12 protein-coding genes are annotated in these 14949 nt (G+C 73.8%); 8 read left to right on the forward strand and 4 right to left on the reverse strand.

Going from position 1 to position 14949, the window contains the following annotated elements; translation table 11 throughout:
• The first annotated feature begins 41 nt into the window (after positions 1–41).
• From OG309_RS15385 to OG309_RS15410, 6 genes are all read left to right on the forward strand, one after another.
• On the forward strand, positions 42–809 hold the full coding sequence (locus OG309_RS15385) for a sirohydrochlorin chelatase (protein WP_329421337.1): 768 nt from the start codon (positions 42–44) through the stop codon (positions 807–809).
• Positions 806–1978 carry a low temperature requirement protein A gene (locus tag OG309_RS15390; RefSeq protein WP_329421339.1) on the forward strand — a complete coding sequence of 391 codons (1173 nt, stop codon included), beginning with the start codon at positions 806–808 and terminating at the stop codon, positions 1976–1978. Before OG309_RS15385 ends, OG309_RS15390 begins: the two co-directional genes overlap by 4 nt.
• 14 nt (positions 1979–1992) lie before the next feature.
• Positions 1993–4689, forward strand: coding sequence for an AfsR/SARP family transcriptional regulator (locus OG309_RS15395; protein ID WP_329421341.1), 2697 nt, complete (start codon positions 1993–1995; stop codon positions 4687–4689).
• Positions 4690–4935: 246 nt separating this feature from the next.
• Positions 4936–5739 (forward strand): SDR family oxidoreductase, encoded by an 804-nt coding sequence (locus OG309_RS15400; RefSeq protein WP_329421343.1) that lies wholly within the window; start codon positions 4936–4938, stop codon positions 5737–5739.
• Between the two features lie 21 nt (positions 5740–5760).
• Entirely contained in the window at positions 5761–6816 is a 1056-nt protein-coding gene (locus tag OG309_RS15405; protein ID WP_329421345.1) for a P1 family peptidase, read from the forward strand.
• Positions 6817–6986: 170 nt separating this feature from the next.
• Positions 6987–7775, forward strand: a complete 789-nt coding sequence (locus tag OG309_RS15410; RefSeq protein ID WP_402545942.1) for a DUF6227 family protein — start codon at positions 6987–6989, stop codon at positions 7773–7775.
• Positions 7776–7883: 108 nt separating this feature from the next.
• Here OG309_RS15410 and OG309_RS15415 read toward each other — a convergent pair whose 3' ends face one another.
• Complete coding sequence (locus OG309_RS15415) at positions 7884–9422, reverse strand: MFS transporter (RefSeq protein WP_329421349.1); 1539 nt, start codon at positions 9420–9422, stop codon at positions 7884–7886.
• A gap of 62 nt (positions 9423–9484) precedes the next feature.
• Here OG309_RS15415 and OG309_RS15420 point away from each other — a divergent pair, with 62 nt between their 5' ends.
• The gene (locus tag OG309_RS15420) at positions 9485–10447 is read left to right on the forward strand and encodes a helix-turn-helix transcriptional regulator (protein WP_329421351.1); all 963 of its coding nucleotides are present in this window, start codon (positions 9485–9487) and stop codon (positions 10445–10447) included.
• A 77-nt stretch (positions 10448–10524) separates the two neighbouring features.
• On the opposite strand, the gene OG309_RS15425 is transcribed toward OG309_RS15420, so the two are convergent.
• Positions 10525–11526 carry a sigma-70 family RNA polymerase sigma factor gene (locus OG309_RS15425; RefSeq protein ID WP_329421352.1) on the reverse strand — a complete coding sequence of 334 codons (1002 nt, stop codon included), beginning with the start codon at positions 11524–11526 and terminating at the stop codon, positions 10525–10527.
• Between the two features lie 345 nt (positions 11527–11871).
• Positions 11872–12687, reverse strand: a complete 816-nt coding sequence (locus tag OG309_RS15430; RefSeq protein ID WP_329421354.1) for a dioxygenase family protein — start codon at positions 12685–12687, stop codon at positions 11872–11874.
• A 118-nt stretch (positions 12688–12805) separates the two neighbouring features.
• Here OG309_RS15430 and OG309_RS15435 point away from each other — a divergent pair, with 118 nt between their 5' ends.
• Positions 12806–13300: a MarR family winged helix-turn-helix transcriptional regulator gene (locus OG309_RS15435; protein ID WP_402545944.1), complete on the forward strand. Its 495-nt coding sequence runs from the start codon at positions 12806–12808 to the stop codon at positions 13298–13300.
• Positions 13301–13346: 46 nt separating this feature from the next.
• Here OG309_RS15435 and OG309_RS15440 read toward each other — a convergent pair whose 3' ends face one another.
• Positions 13347–14885 carry an MFS transporter gene (locus OG309_RS15440; RefSeq protein WP_329421359.1) on the reverse strand — a complete coding sequence of 513 codons (1539 nt, stop codon included), beginning with the start codon at positions 14883–14885 and terminating at the stop codon, positions 13347–13349.
• Positions 14886–14949 lie beyond the last annotated feature (64 nt).

The raw sequence follows: 14949 nt of genomic DNA on the forward strand, positions 1-14949 counted from the left end.
CGGAACGCGGCCCCCGGTGCGGCGCGATCGCGGAGGCAGTCATGCGGGATCTCGTACTCGCCGTGCACGGCAGCGCCGTGCCCGAGGCCGGGGAGACCGTCGCCCGGCTCGCCGACGCCGTCGAGCGGCTCACCGGCGCGCCCGTCGCCGTCGCGCACCTCGACCACCAGAAGCCCTCGCTCCCGTACGTACTCGCCGACCGGCCGGGCGCCGTCGTCGTCCCGCTGCTGCTCGGCGACGGCTACCACCGCACCGTCGACATCCCCTCCGTCGCCCGGCACTTCGACTGCACCGTCACCCGCGGCCTGAGCGGCGAACCGGGCGTCGGCCTCGCGCTGTACGACCGCCTGCGCGCCGCCGAGCGGGCGGCCGGCGGACCGGCCGACGCGGTCGTCGTCGCCGGTGCCGGTTCGTCCCGGCCGGGCGGCAACGACGGCACCCTCGCGGCCCTGGACCACCTGGAGCACCTGCTCCCCGTCCCCGTGGTCGCCGCGTACTGCTCGGCGATGGGCCCGGCCGCCCCGCCGGTCGCGGAGGCCGTCGACGCGCTCCACGCCCGTGGCTTCCGGCGGATCGCGGTCGCCGCGCACCTGCTGGCTCCCGGACGCTTCGCCCAGGCCCTCGCGGCCCTCCCCGACGCGTGGGCGGTCTCGGCACCGCTCGCCGACCACCCGCGGGTCGCGGGAGCGGTGGCGGAGCGGTACGGGGCGCACGCGGGGACGGACGTGCCCGCCCCCCGGACACGTCCGTCCCCGCGCACCCCGGAATCGCGCTCCCCCGCCCCTCGTCTGCTGTCCTTTGGGGCATGACACAACCGTTCCTGCCGCTCACCGCCCGTTCCCGTGAGGAGACGCACCGCGCCTCCACACCCCTGGAGCTCTTCTTCGACCTGTGTTTCGTCGTCGCCGTCGCCCAAGCCGGTGCCGAACTCGTGCATGCCGTCGCCGAAGGGCACGCCGGAACCGGGGTCATCAACTACACGATGGTCTTCTGGGCCATCTGGTGGGCGTGGATGAACTTCACCTGGTTCGCCTCCGCCTACGACAACGACGACGCCCTCTACCGGGTCGTCACCCTCGTCCAGATCGCCGGCGTCCTCATCCTGGCCGCCGGGGTCTCCCGGGCCTTCGAGGACCACGACTTCCTCGTCGTCTACATCGGCTACGTCGTCATGCGGCTCGCGCTCTCGTCCCAGTGGCTGCGCGCCGCGCACCACGCCACCGATCCGGCCGAGCGGACGATGTGCCGGCGGTACGCGGGCGGGGTCGTCGCCTGCCAGGTCGGGTGGGCCGCGCTGCTGATCGTGCCCGAGGACGTGCGGCCCTGGGTGTTCCTGGTGATGGCGCTGGCCGAGATGGCCGTCCCCGTGTTCGCGGAGAAGGACGTCACGACCCAGTGGCACCCGCACCACATCGCCGAGCGCTACGGCCTGTTCACGATCATCGTGCTCGGCGAGTCGATCGCCGCCGCGACGGTCGCCGTGAAGTCGGGCATCACCGAGAACGACGCCCTGCGCGAGCTGCTGCCCATCGCCGCCGGCGGGCTCCTCATCGTCTTCGCCGCCTGGTGGGTCTACTTCGTCGTCCCCGCCCACGACCGGCTCGCCTCCAACCGGCAGGGCTTCCTGTGGGGCTACGGGCACTTCCTGATCTTCACCTCGGCCGCAGCGATCGGCGCCGGCCTGGAGATCGCCGTCGAGCAGGCCGTCGGCGAGGCGCACATCTCCACCCTCGCCGCCTCCTCCGCCGTCACCATCCCCACGGCCGTCTTCCTCCTGTGCGTATGGCTCCTGCACGCCCGCTACTTCAAGGTCGGCATCGCCCAGCAGGCCGTCCTCCCGGGCTCCGCACTCGCCATCCTCATGTGCACGTTCGCCGGGCACTGGGCGGTCCTCGCGGCCGGCCTGGTCGCCGCGGCCACGGTCGCGGTGGGGGTGACCCTGACCGCGACCAACCCGGCCACCCGCGACACCGCCTGAGCCACAATGCCCCCATGATCTTCCGGCTGCTCGGCCCGCTCACCGTCTCCGGCGCGCCCGCCCCCGGTGGCCCCCGCGTCCGCGCGCTGCTGGCGCTGCTCCTGCTCGACGCGGGGCGAACCGTCACCACCGGTCGGCTCGTCGACGGCGTGTACGGGACGGAGCCCCCGGCCGGCGCAGCGAACGCCCTCCAGTCGCAGGTCTCGCGGCTGCGCCGGGTCCTGCCGGAGGGCGTGTCCGTGGAGCACTCCCCCGCCGGGTACCGGCTGACCGGCACCGGCCCCGAGGACGTGGACGCCCTCCGCTTCGAGCACCTCGCCCGGGAGGGCGCGCTGGCCGGGGCCGCCGGGGATCCCGTACGGGCGGCGCGGCTGCTGCGGGAGGCGCTCGGGCTGTGGCAGGGGCCCGCCCTCGCGGACGTACGGGAGTTCCCGTACGCCGACGGGCAGGCGGCCCGGCTCGAAGCGCTGCGGCTCGACGCCCTGGAGGCCTGCGCGGAGGCGCGGCTCGCCTCCGGCGAGGATCCCGCCCCGCTCGTACGGGAACTGGCCGAGGCCGCCGCCGCGCACCCCCTCCGCGAGCGGCTGCGCGCGCTCCAGATACGGGCGCTCGCCGGCGCGGGACGGCAGGCGGAGGCGCTCGCCGCGTACGAGGAGGTGCGCGGGGCGCTCGCGGAGGAGTTGGGGGCGGATCCGTCGCCCGAACTGGCGGCGGCGCACCTGGCGGTGCTGCGCGGGGAGGGGCCGGCCGGTGCTGCCGTGCGAGACGCGGCACGGGGGCCGGTGGGAGAGCCGGTACGAGAGCCGGTACGGGAAGCCGCACGCGAGCCTGCGCGCGGAGCCGTGGGGGAAGGCGTGCGGGACGCCGTACGGGGACCCGCACCGGGACGACCTGTACGAGAGCCCGCACGCGACCCCCTGCGCGCATCCGTACGCCCCGCGCGTCTGCCCGCGCCGCTCACGGAGTTCGTGGGGCGCGAGGCCGAACGGGAGCGGCTGGGTGCCCTGCTGGCGGCGGCCGCCGTCCGGCTCGTGACCCTGGTCGGTCCGGGCGGTGCGGGCAAGACCCGGCTCGCGCTGGAGGCGGCGGGCCGTGCCGGGGGCGAGGCCGTCTTCGTCGACCTGGGCGCGGTCGGCCGGGGCGAGGCCGCGGGGGCCTTCGCCCGGGCGCTCGGCGTACGGGACACGGCCGCACCGGACCGGCTCGCGCAGTCCCTCGCGGACCGGCCGGTGCTCCTCGTCGTCGACAACTGCGAGCACGTCATCGCCGAGACGGCGCCGCTCGTACGGGAGTTGCTGGCGGCCTGCCCGTCGCTGCGGGCGCTCGCCACCAGCCGCGAGGCCCTGGGCATCACGGGCGAGTCCCTGTTGCCGCTGGGCGCGCTCGCGCCCCTCGCGGCCGAGGAGCTGTTCGTACGGCGCGGGGCGGCGGCCCTGCCGGGGTTCACGGGGCATCCGCGGGTGGCGGAGGTGTGCGCCGCTCTGGACGGGCTGCCGCTGGCCGTCGAACTGGCGGCGGCACGGCTGCGCACGCTGACGGTGGACGAGCTGGCCGACCGGCTCGGCGACCGGTTCCGGCTGCTCTCGCGGGGCGACCGGACGGCACCGGAACGGCACCGGACACTCGCCGCGGTGGTGGAGTGGAGCTGGTCCCTCCTGACCGAGGAGGAACGGACGCTCGCCGCGCGCCTCGCGGTCTTCCGGGGCGGGGCGACCGCCGAGGCGGCGGCCCGGGTGTGCGGGGTGGAGCGGGCGGACGCCGAGGACGTGCTGGCCTCGCTGACCGAGAAGTCCCTGGTGGAGCGGGTTCCCGACGGGAGCGCCGGCGGCGGGCGCTACCGGATGCTGGAGACCGTCCGCGCCTACGCGGCGGACCGGCTGCCCGCCGACGACCCCGCGCCCGCCTCCCACACCGCGTACTACCTGGGCCTCGCCCGGACGGCCGACCCCGAACTGCGCGGCGCCGCCCAGCTGGACTGGCTGGCCCGCCTCGACGCGGAGGACGCCGACCTGCGGGCGGCCCTGCGCCGCGCGACCCCGGCGGACGGCCTCCGCCTGGTGGCCGCGCTGACCCCGTACTGGTGGCTGCGCGGCCTGCGCGGCCAGGTGTCCGGGCTGGCGGCGGAGCTGCTTGAACGGGTGGAGGCGGAGGGCGGCGACGGCTTCCTCCACGACGACGGCCTCGGCGAGGAGTACGCCCTCTGCGTCCTCGCCTCCCGCCTGCGGGACGAGCGACGCGTCGAGCGGGCCCGCGGGCTCCTCACCCATCGCGACGAGCCGCTGCGGCAGCCGTTCACCGCCTTCCTGTGGGCGACGTCCGTCGGGCCCGAGGCCCGGCTCCCGGTCCCCGACGACGCCTGGTCGCGCGCCCTGGACCAGGTCGGGCGCGGGCATCTGGCGCTCGGCCGCGGCGAGGAGGAGGCGGCCCGCACGTGCCTGGCGGAGGCGCTGGAGGGGTTCCGGGCGCTCGGGGAGCGGTGGGGTACGGCCACCGCGCTGGAGGGACTCGCCGCGCTCTCCGACGAGCCGCTGCCCCTCCTCGCCGAGGCGCTGGCGCTCTTCGAGTCGCTGGGGGTCGCCGAGGACGTCGTCGACCTGCTGCTGCGCCGCGCCGTCCGCCACGAGACCGCGGGCGAGCCGGAGGCAGCCGCCGCCGACCGCGCCCGCGCGACGGAGACGGCCCGCCGGGCGGGGCTGCCGCAGCCCGCCTGACCGGCGCCCGCCTGCCGAGCAGGGCTCCCACGGCCCGCCCGCCCCGGCCACGCGGCCCCGCCGCGCGGGACTCCCGCCGTCTGCGCCCCGGCCGTCCCGCGCCCCCGCTCGCCTCCCGCCCAACGCCTCGCCAGCCCCCGTCAGCCCCCGTCAGCGATCGGTGCGCGGTCGGTCAGCGTCCCCGGCCACTCTCCTTCCTGTCGAGGCGATCGCCCGGCACCCACCCTCCGAGGAGAGGCCGCCCTCATGCGGAGCACCCTGCACACCGACCCCACCGCCTTCCCCCGTACGGCTCTCGTCACCGGGGCCTCCCGGGGGATCGGGCGGGCCATCGCCCGGCGGCTCGCCCGGGACGGGATGGTCGTCGCCGTGCACTACGGGTCCGACGCGGTCGCCGCTCAGGAGACCGTCGAGCTGATCAGCGGGGAGGGCGGGCGGGCGTTCGCGGTCGGGGCCGAGCTCGGGTCGTACGAGGGGGTACGGGCCCTGGTCGAGGGGGTGCGGGCCGGGTTCGTCGCGCATGCCGGGGACGCCGGGCTCGACGTGCTCGTCAACAACGCGGCCGTCACCGCCTCCGGCGGGCACCTCCACGACGAGACGCCCGAGGAGTTCGACCGGGTCTTCGCGGTCAACGTGCGGGCCCCCTTCTTCCTGGTGCAGCAGCTGCTCCCGGTGCTGCGCGACGGCGGCGCGATCGTCAACATCGGTTCCGCCGTCACCCGCATCTCGCTCTCCGACGAGCTGGCGTACGCGATGACCAAGGGCGCGATGGAGACCTTCACCCGCACCCTCGCCAACGTCGTCGGCGCCCGCCGGATCACCGTCAACACGGTCGCCCCGGGGCCCACGCAGACCGCCGGCCTGACCGCCGCGATGGCGGCCATGCCGCAGCTGGAGGGGATGCTGATCGGCGGGCAGGCGCTCCCGTGGGTCGGTCAGCCCGAGGACGTCGCCGACCCGGTCGCCTTCCTCGCCTCCGCCGACGGCCGCTGGATCACCGGCACCGTGATCGACGCATCCGGCGGCACGTACCTCGGGCCCAAGCGCTGACCCGCGTGGTACGCAGGTGACATGACACTGCATCGGCACGACGCACTCACCGACGTGGGCGGCCTGCGGGTCGGCCACGCGCGGGTCCCCGGGGCCCGGGCGCTCTCCGGGACCACCGTCGTCCTCGCCCCGGAGGGCGGGGCCGTGGCCGCCGTGGACGTGCGCGGAGGGGGGCCGGGCACCCGGGAGACGGACGCGCTGGACCCCCGGAACCTGGTCCAGCGGATCGACGCCGTCGTCCTGACCGGCGGCAGCGCCTACGGGCTCGACGCCGCGGGCGGGGTGATGGCCTGGCTGGAGGAGCGGCGGCGCGGGGTGCGGGTCGGGCCCGACCCGGCGCACGTGGTGCCGGTGGTCCCCGCCGCCTGCCTCTTCGACCTCGGCAGGGGCGGCGACTTCGCGGCCCGCCCCGACGCGTCGACCGGCCGGGCGGCGGTGGAGGACGCGGCCGCGGCCGGGCCGTACGCGCCGGTGGCGACGGGCACGGTGGGCGCGGGCACGGGGGCCGTGGTCGGCGGGCTCAAGGGCGGGGTGGGGACGGCGAGCACCGTGCTGCCCTCGGGGATCACGGTCGGGGTGCTCGTGGTCGTGAACGCGGTCGGCTCGGCGGTCGACCCGGAGACGGGCGTGCCGTACGGGCGGTACTTCGCCGGCGGGTGGCCCGGCCGGCCCGACCCGGCCGTGCACGAGGCGGCGCGGCGCCGGCTGGCCGAGGCCCGGGCGAAGTCGGCGGCGCCGCCCATGAACACGACGCTCGCGGTGGTCGGCACGGACGCGGCGCTGACCCGCGCGCAGGCGCAGAAGCTGGCGGGGACGGCGCACGACGGCATCGCGCGCGCCGTCCGTCCGGTGCATCTTCTCAACGACGGCGACACGGTCTTCGCCCTCGCGACCGGGGAGCGCGAACTGCCCTCCGAGGCGGGCCCGCTCGCCCTCAACGAGATCCTCGCGGCGGGCGCCGACACGGTCACCAGGGCCATTGTCCAGGCGGTTCTCGCGCCGGACACGGGCGTGACGGGACCGGGCGGGGACCACCCCGCCTACCGTGAGCTCTACGGCGACACGTACGACGACTAGCCCCCCGAAGCGACTCCCGGTATACCAAAGGGAGTTGACGAACGCGCGCGGGGGCGCGGGAACTCCATACGCGCCCCCGTTCGTTTTCCCGAACGCCGGACACGATGTCAGACCCAGGGACTACGTTTAGCAAGCATCAAGTGACATGCGGCGACGGCCTGGAGACCCCCTTGAACGATCCGCACGATCCGCAGGATCTTTCGCACGATCCGTACGAGACGACCGACACCCAGGTTGAGCGGCTCCTCGGCCGGGCGCTCAACTCCTTCGACCTGCCCGACTCCACGGTCGAGCGCCTGGCGTCCGCGCTCGCCCACTCCAGCACGCTGCACTCCTCGCACCACAGCGCCTCACTGCACCGCACGACCTACCGCCACGCCTACCTGCTCGCCGACGGCACCGCCCTGACCCTCTGGGAGCTGGTGCACAACTCCGGCCGCGACGGCACCGAGCAGCACGAGCTGTACGTGGAGGAGTCCGAGGCCCGGCTCGCCGCCTCGCGCCTGCCGGCCGGCCCCTCGCTCGGCTGGAGCGTGGAGCGCCCGGACGGTGCGGCGGCCGACGAGGACGACGACCTGGAGGTGCTGAGCGCGCTCCTCGCGCGCCCCATACCCGCCCAGCCCAGGATGTACGTGCCGGACAACTCCGCGGACCACGCCCGCCGGGTGCTCCGGCGCGCGGAGAACGCCGACCGGCCCGGCGAGCCGACCGCCCGGCGGCTGCGGCTCGCGTTCGCGCACCACATCACGCAGGCCTTCGGGCGCCAGTGCGCTGTGGAGGGCGGCCGGGACGCCGGCTTCACCCTCTACGAGCACCAGTTCCTGCTCCTCGACGGCAGCGAGGTCAGCCTCTGGGAGGTCGAGCACACGGCGACCCCCGACGGGCGCCACATGTGCGAGGTGTACGAGGACGAGCGCGCGGCCCGCGGAGCGATGGAGTCCCGCTCCCGGGTGCGGTGACCCCGCGCCTTCTCCTGGTCCGCGCCCAGAGAGGGGCCCCGCAGGGCCCCTCTCTCCACCGTCGCTCGGCCGACTGCCGCCCGTCGGCTACCGACTCGCCTGACGCGCTCAGGAGACGAGCGCCGCCTCCTTCTCCACCGTGACCTCGGTCCGGGCGGTCGGCTCTTCGCTGTCGTCGCCGCCCTCCAGGTGCTGCTTCGGCTTGGCCGGGAGCGCGAACATGACCAGGAAGATGACGCCCAGCACGGCCGCCGCCCAGCCCAGCGAGTTCTGGAACGCGTCGGTGAACGCCGCCCCCGTCTCCGCCGGGAAGCGGGCCAGCCGCTCGTCGTCGATCGTCCCGAAGAACACCACCGACACCAGGCCGAGGCCCAGCGCGTTGCCCATCTGACCGGTCGTGTTGATCAGGCCCGAGGCCGAACCGGCGTGCTCGCGCGGCACCTCCGAGAGGACCGCGTCCGTCAGCGGGGCGACGATCAGGCCCATGCCGAGGCCCATCACGACCAGCGGCGGGATCATCTGCCAGGAGTGGATCCCGGCGCCGTACCGGCCCGCCTCGAAGAGGTAGAGCAGGATGCCCGCGGCCATGGTCAGGGCGCCCGCCTGGAGCACCTTGCGGCCGAAGCGCGGCACCAGCTGCTGCACCGACAGGCCCGCCGCCATGGAGACCGCGATCGAGAACGGCACACCGGTCAGACCCGCGTGGAGCGGGGTCCAGCCGAGGCCGATCTGCATGTAGAGCGTCCAGACCAGGAAGAAGATGCCCATCACGACACCGAAGGTGAGCTGCACCGCGATGCCCGCCGCGAAGCTCTTCACCTTGAACAGCGACAGCTCGACGAGCGGCGAGCCGTCCTTCTTCGTCTTGTACTTCTCGTACGCGACGAGGGCGGCGAAGACGACGAGGCTGCCGGCCATCATCAGGTGGCCCCACAGCGGCCAGCCCAGCTCACGGCCGCGGGTCAGCGGGTAGATCAGCATGAGCAGCGCGCCGGTCACCAGGATCATGCCGACCAGGTCGAGGCGGAGCGCCTTCGGGGCCTTGGACTCGGTGATGAAGCGGCGGCCCAGGATGATCGCGGCGACGCCGACCGGCAGGTTGATGAGGAAGATCGGGCGCCACTCGAGGCCCGCGATGTTCCACTGGGTGAGCAGCGCGCCGAGGAGCGGGCCGGAGACCGCGCCCAGGCCGATGATCGCGCCGAACATGCCGAAGACCTTGCCGCGCTCGTGCGCCGGGAAGGTGACGTGCACGATCGAGAGGACCTGCGGCACCATCATGGCCGCCGCGGCGCCCTGGAGCAGGCGGGAGCCGACCAGCATCTCCTGGTTGGCGGCGATGCCGCACAGGGCCGAGGCGATCGTGAAGCCCGCGGTGCCGACCAGGAAGAGGCGCTTGCGGCCGTAGATGTCGCCCAGCCGGCCGCCGGTGATCAGGCCCGCGGCGAAGGCGAGCGCGTATCCGGCGGTGATCCACTGGATCGCGCCGAAGGAGGCGCCGAGGTCCCGCTCGATGCTGGGGATCGCGATGTTCACGATCGTGGCGTCGACCAGGTCCATGAAGGCGGCGGTCATGACGATGGCGAGGGCGATCCAGCGCCTCTTGTCGGTGGGGGCCGCTTCCGTGACGGCGTCGTGTGCACTCATACGAGAAAGATAAGAGTGAAATAGGTCAGTCCATGTCCTAGATGCGCCGCATCCTGGAACACATGACGGACACTCCGGCACGACTCCTGAATCTGCTGTCGCTCCTCCAGACCCCGCGCGAGTGGCCCGGCAGCGAGCTCGCCGAGCGGCTCGCGGTCTCCGCGCGCACGATCCGACGGGACATCGACCGACTGCGGGACCTCGGCTATCCCGTCGAGGCCAGCAAGGGCGCGGTGGGCGGCTACCGCCTGGTCGCCGGTACGGCGATGCCGCCGCTGCTCCTCGACGACGAGGAGGCGGTGGCCATCGCGGTCGGCCTGCGGGCCGGGGCGGGCCACGCCATCGAGGGCGTCGAGGAGGCCTCCGTACGGGCCCTGGCCAAGCTGGAGCAGGTGCTGCCGTCCCGGCTGCGGCACCGGGTCTCCACCCTCCAGAACGCGACGATCCCGCTGACCCGCGGGGACGGCGCGACGGTCGCCCCCTCCACCCTCACGGCACTCGCGGGCGCGGTGACGGGGCAGGAACGCCTGCGCTTCGGCTACCGGGCGGGCGACGGCACCGAGTCGAAGCGGCTCGTCGAGCCGTACCGGCTGGTGTCGACGGGGCGGCGGTGGTACCTCGTCGCGTACGACCTGGGGCGCGAGGACTGGCGCACCTTCCGGGTCGACCGGGTCAGCGAGCCGTTCCCGACGGGCGCCCGCTTCACCCCGCGCGAGCTCCCGGCGGAGGACGCCGCCGCCTACATGGCCCGGTCGATGGCCCGGGCCCAGCCCGAGCTCGACCTGGACGTCAGCTTCGAGGCCCCGGCCGACTTCGTCACCGGCCGCCTCCCGTCCCATCTGGCGCCGACGGCGACCGGCGAGACGAGCTGCCGCCTGCGCACCCGTACGACCGACTCGACCGAGTGGCTGGCCGTGCGCCTGGCCCTGGTCGACGCACCCTTCACCATCCACGGGCCGGAGTCGCTGCGCACCTACGTGGCGGACCTGTCGACGCGGCTGGCGGCGGCGGTCCCGGAGCGCTGACGCACGGGACGGCGGCGGGTCCGGACCCCAGGGGTCCGGACCCGCCGCCGGTCGCGCCGGCCGTCGGGCACGCCGCCCTAGGCCACCGCGTCGAAGCCCGTGTCGCGGGCCATCTTCTTCAGCTCCAGCAGCGCGTGCTTCTCGATCTGGCGGATGCGCTCGCGGGTCAGGCCGTGCTGCTTGCCGACCTCCGTCAGGGTCCGCTCGCGCCCGTCCTCGATGCCGTAGCGCATCCGGATGATCGAGGCGGTGCGGTTGTCCAGCTTGTCGATGAGGTCGTCGAGCTCCTCGCTGCGCAGCAGGGTGAGCACCGACTGCTCCGGCGAGATCGCCGAGGTGTCCTCGAGGAGGTCGCCGAACTGCGTCTCGCCCTCGTCGTCCACCGACATGTTGAGCGAGACCGGGTCGCGCGCCCAGTCCAGGACGTCGGTGACCCGCGCGGGGGTCGAGTCCAGCTCGGCCGCGATCTCGGCGGGCTCCGGCTCGCGGCCGTGCTCGCGGTTGAACTCGCGCTGGACGCGGCGGATCCGCCCGAGCTCCTCGACCAGGTGGACGGGGAGCCGGATGGTGCGGGACTGGTCGGCTATGGACCGCGTGATGGCCTGGCGGATCCACCACGTCGCGTACGTCGAGAACTTGAAGCCCTTGGCGTAGTCGAACTTCTCGACCGCGCGCACCAGGCCCGCGTTCCCCTCCTGGATCAGGTCGAGCAGCGGCAGCCCGCTGCGCGGGTAGCGCCGGGCCACGGCGACGACGAGTCGCAGGTTCGACTTGATGAACAGGTCCTTGGCACGCTCGCCCTCGGCGACCAGCGCCTCGAGCTCCTCGCGGGTCGCGCCGCCCGCCTCGCTCTCCACCTCGGCGTCGAGGATCTGCTGGGCGTACACGCCCGCCTCGATGGTCTGGGAGAGCTCGACCTCCTTGGCGGCGTCGAGCAGGGGCGTGCGCGCGATCTCGTCGAGGTACATGCCGACCAGGTCGCGGTCGGCGATCTCCCCGCCCACGCTGCGAACGCTGCTTGCCCGGCTGCTTCCGCTCGCGGCGGAGGACTGACGACGGGCGACGGCACGGGTTGCCATGCGTGCTCCCTTGCTGAGTAGGTCGCGACACCCTTTCGGGTGCCCTGCATCCGACGGAAACAACGACTGGAATCAGGACAGAATTCCCACCGGGCACATGGATTTTCGCGATCATGCAGTATCCTGCGCCGCCGCCGACGAGGAGGGCAGCCCGACGGAACCCACGGACACGCAGGTCAGGCCGCTGTGGAAGCCGATCCGGCAGCTCCGGCGCGACCATGGGAACGCCGCGCACGTGAGACCGCCGTCACACTCCGTGCGGGGACCCCCTCGGCTCCGCCCTCACCCCTGAAGACGACGCCCGCCCGCTCCGGGTTGCTCAGCCGAACTGGCGCTCCGGGTTGCTCAGCCGAACTGGACCGATCGCTTCGCGAGTCCCATCCAGAAGCCGTCGATGGCGCTCCGCTCCCGGTCCAGGTCGCCGACGGCGTCCGCCGCGCCCATCGCCACGAAGAGCGGGGCGAAGTGCTCGGTGCGCGGGTGGGCGAGCCGGCCCGCGGGGGACTTCGCCTCGAAGTCGAGCAGGGCGTCGACGTCGTGCGCGGCGAGGGCCTCGTGCCCCCAGGCGTCGAACTCGGCGGACCAGCCGGGCACGCCGGGGCCGGTGTGGCGCAGGGCGGCCAGGTTGTGGGTGAAGAAGCCGCTGCCGACGATCAGCACGCCCTCGTCGCGCAGCGGGGCGAGCCTGCGCCCGATCTCCATGAGCCGGCGCGGGTCGAGGGTGGGCATGGAGATCTGGAGCACCGGGATGTCGGCACCGGGGTACATCTCGACGAGCGGCACGTACGCACCGTGGTCGAGTCCCCGGTCGGGCATGTCCTGCACGGGTGTGCCGGGGGCGCGCAGCAGCTTGCGGACGGACTCGGCGAGCGCGGGGGCGCCCGGGGCCGCGTACCGGACCCGGTAGTAGTGCTCGGGGAAGCCCCAGAAGTCGTAGACGAGCGGGACGGTCTCGGTCGCGCCGAGGGCGAGCGGGGCCTCCTCCCAGTGGGCGGAGACCATGAGGATCGCCGTGGGGCGGGGCAGCGCCGCGGACCAGGCGGCGAGCTCGCCGGGCCAGACCGGGTCGTCGGCGAGCGGCGGGGCGCCGTGCGACAGGTAGAGGGCGGGCATCCGCTCCAGCGTGACGTCGGGGGCGTCGGTGACGTCGGTGTCAGCCATGGCGTCCGCCTTTCGGGGTCGTTTCTTCGAGCTGATCCTTGAACTTTCAAGCTCACTGTCGACGCCAGGGTAGATCGATATAGTTCAACTTTCAAGAATGGGTCGTACGATGGATGCCATGACCGTGACCGAACCCCGCTGGCTCAGCGACGAGGAACAGCGCGTCTGGCGCGCCTACCTCCATGCCACCACCCTGCTGGAGGACCACCTCGACCGCCAGCTCCAGCGCGACGCAGGGATGCCGCACACGTACTACGGGCTGCTCGTCCAGCTCTCCCAGGCACCCCGCCGCCGGATGCGCATGACGGAGCTGGCCAAGGACGTGAAGATCACCCGCTCCCGGCTCTCGCACGCCGTCGCGCGGCTGGAGAAGAACGGGTGGGTGACGCGCGAGGAGTGCCCCTCCGACAAGCGCGGCCAGTTCGCCGCCCTGACGGACGAGGGGTACGAGGTGCTGCGCAGGACCGCGCCCGGCCACGTCACCGCCGTACGGCAGGCGCTCTTCGACCGGCTCACCCCGGAGCAGGTCGAGCAGCTCGGCGCCATCATGCGCACGATGGCCGAGGGCCTGGAACCGGCGGACCCGAACGCGGACCTGCCCTGGCTCCGCTGAACGGGAGCCAGGGCAGGCGGGTGACGCGCGGGGTGGCGACCGCGGGTCAGTGGGCGATGACCGGGATCTTCACCTCGTCCTCGGCGCCCGCACCGGAGCCCGAGGCGGCGACCGCGCCCGTGCCCGGCTTGCCGGTGTTGATCAGGGTCAGCGCGATCGTGGCCGAGGCGACCAGGATGCCGACCGCCCACCAGATCGCGGCCGAGTAGCCCTCGACCATGCCCTGGAGCTGGAGCAGCTTCTGCGCCGCCGGAGTGGTCGCGCCGGCCGCGTGGTCGACCAGGTACGCGGTCGTCGCCGAGGCGGCGATCGTGTTCAGCAGGGCCGTGCCGATGGCGCCGCCGACCTGCTGCGAGGTGTTGACCATCGCGGAGGCCACACCGGCGTCGCGGGGGTCGACCCCGTGCGTGGCCAGGGACATCGCCGGCATGAACGCCGTGCCCATGCCGAGGCCCAGCAGCAGCTGCGCCGGCAGGATCAGACCGGCGTACGACGAGCCGATCTCCAGCTGCGTGAGCAGCAGCATGCCGACGCCGGCGGTCAGGAAGCCGGGGCCCATCAGGAAGCGCGGCGGGACCCGGGTCATCAGCCGCGTGCCGATCTGGGTGGATCCGGTGATCATGCCCGCGATCATCGGCAGGAAGGCGAAGCCCGTCTTGACCGGCGAGTACCCCTTCACGACCTGCAGGTAGTAGGTCAGGAACAGGAACAGACCGAACATCGCGATGACCGCGAGACCCAGCGACAGGTAGACACCGCCGCGGTTGCGGTCGGTCACCACGCGCAGCGGCAGCAGCGGCGACTTCACCCGCGACTCGACGAGCGCGAAGGCGGCGAGGAGGACGACCGCGCCGACGAACAGGCCGATGGTGGTGGGGTCGCTCCAGCCGTCGGACTCGGCGCGCGTGAAGCCGTACACCAGGGAGACCAGGCCGAGGGTGGACAGGACCACGCCCGGGATGTCGAGCGGCGAGCGGTTGCGGCCGCCGGCCGGCTCGCGGATCACGAAGTACGCGCCCAGGGCGGCGACGATCGCGAACGGGATGTTGACGAAGAAGGTCCAGCGCCAGTTCAGGTACTCGGTGAGGAAACCGCCGAGGATCAGGCCCACGGCGCCACCGCCACCGGCGATCGCACCGTAGATGCCGAAGGCCTTGGCGCGCTCCTTGGCGTCGGTGAACATCACCGCGAGGAGGGAGAGGGCGGCCGGGGCGAGCAGCGCGCCGAACGCGCCCTGCAGCGCGCGGGCGCCGAGCATCGTCGCCTCGCCGGTGGCGGCGCCGCCCAGGGCGGAGGCCGCGGCGAAGCCGATCAGGCCGACCACGAAGGTGCGCTTGCGGCCCCACAGGTCGGCGACGCGTCCGCCGAACAGGAGCAGACCGCCGAAGGCGAGGGCGTAGGCGGTGATGACCCACTGCCGGTTGCCGTCGGAGATCCCCAGATCCTGCTGGGCGGAGGGCAGTGCGATGTTCACGATCGTCGCGTCGAGCACGACCATCAGCTGGGCCAGGGCGATGAAGACGAGCGCCTTCCAGCGACTCGGGTCGGCCTGGGCCGGAGGAGGGGATGCGGGGGTTTTGGACATGGGGGTAGCCACCTCTTGGCGCGTACTGGTGGAAAAGGGACTTCTGTCAGGGCGTAAGGGGAGT

The organism is Streptomyces sp. NBC_01268 (assembly GCF_036240795.1).
Taxonomy (GTDB): domain Bacteria; phylum Actinomycetota; class Actinomycetes; order Streptomycetales; family Streptomycetaceae; genus Streptomyces.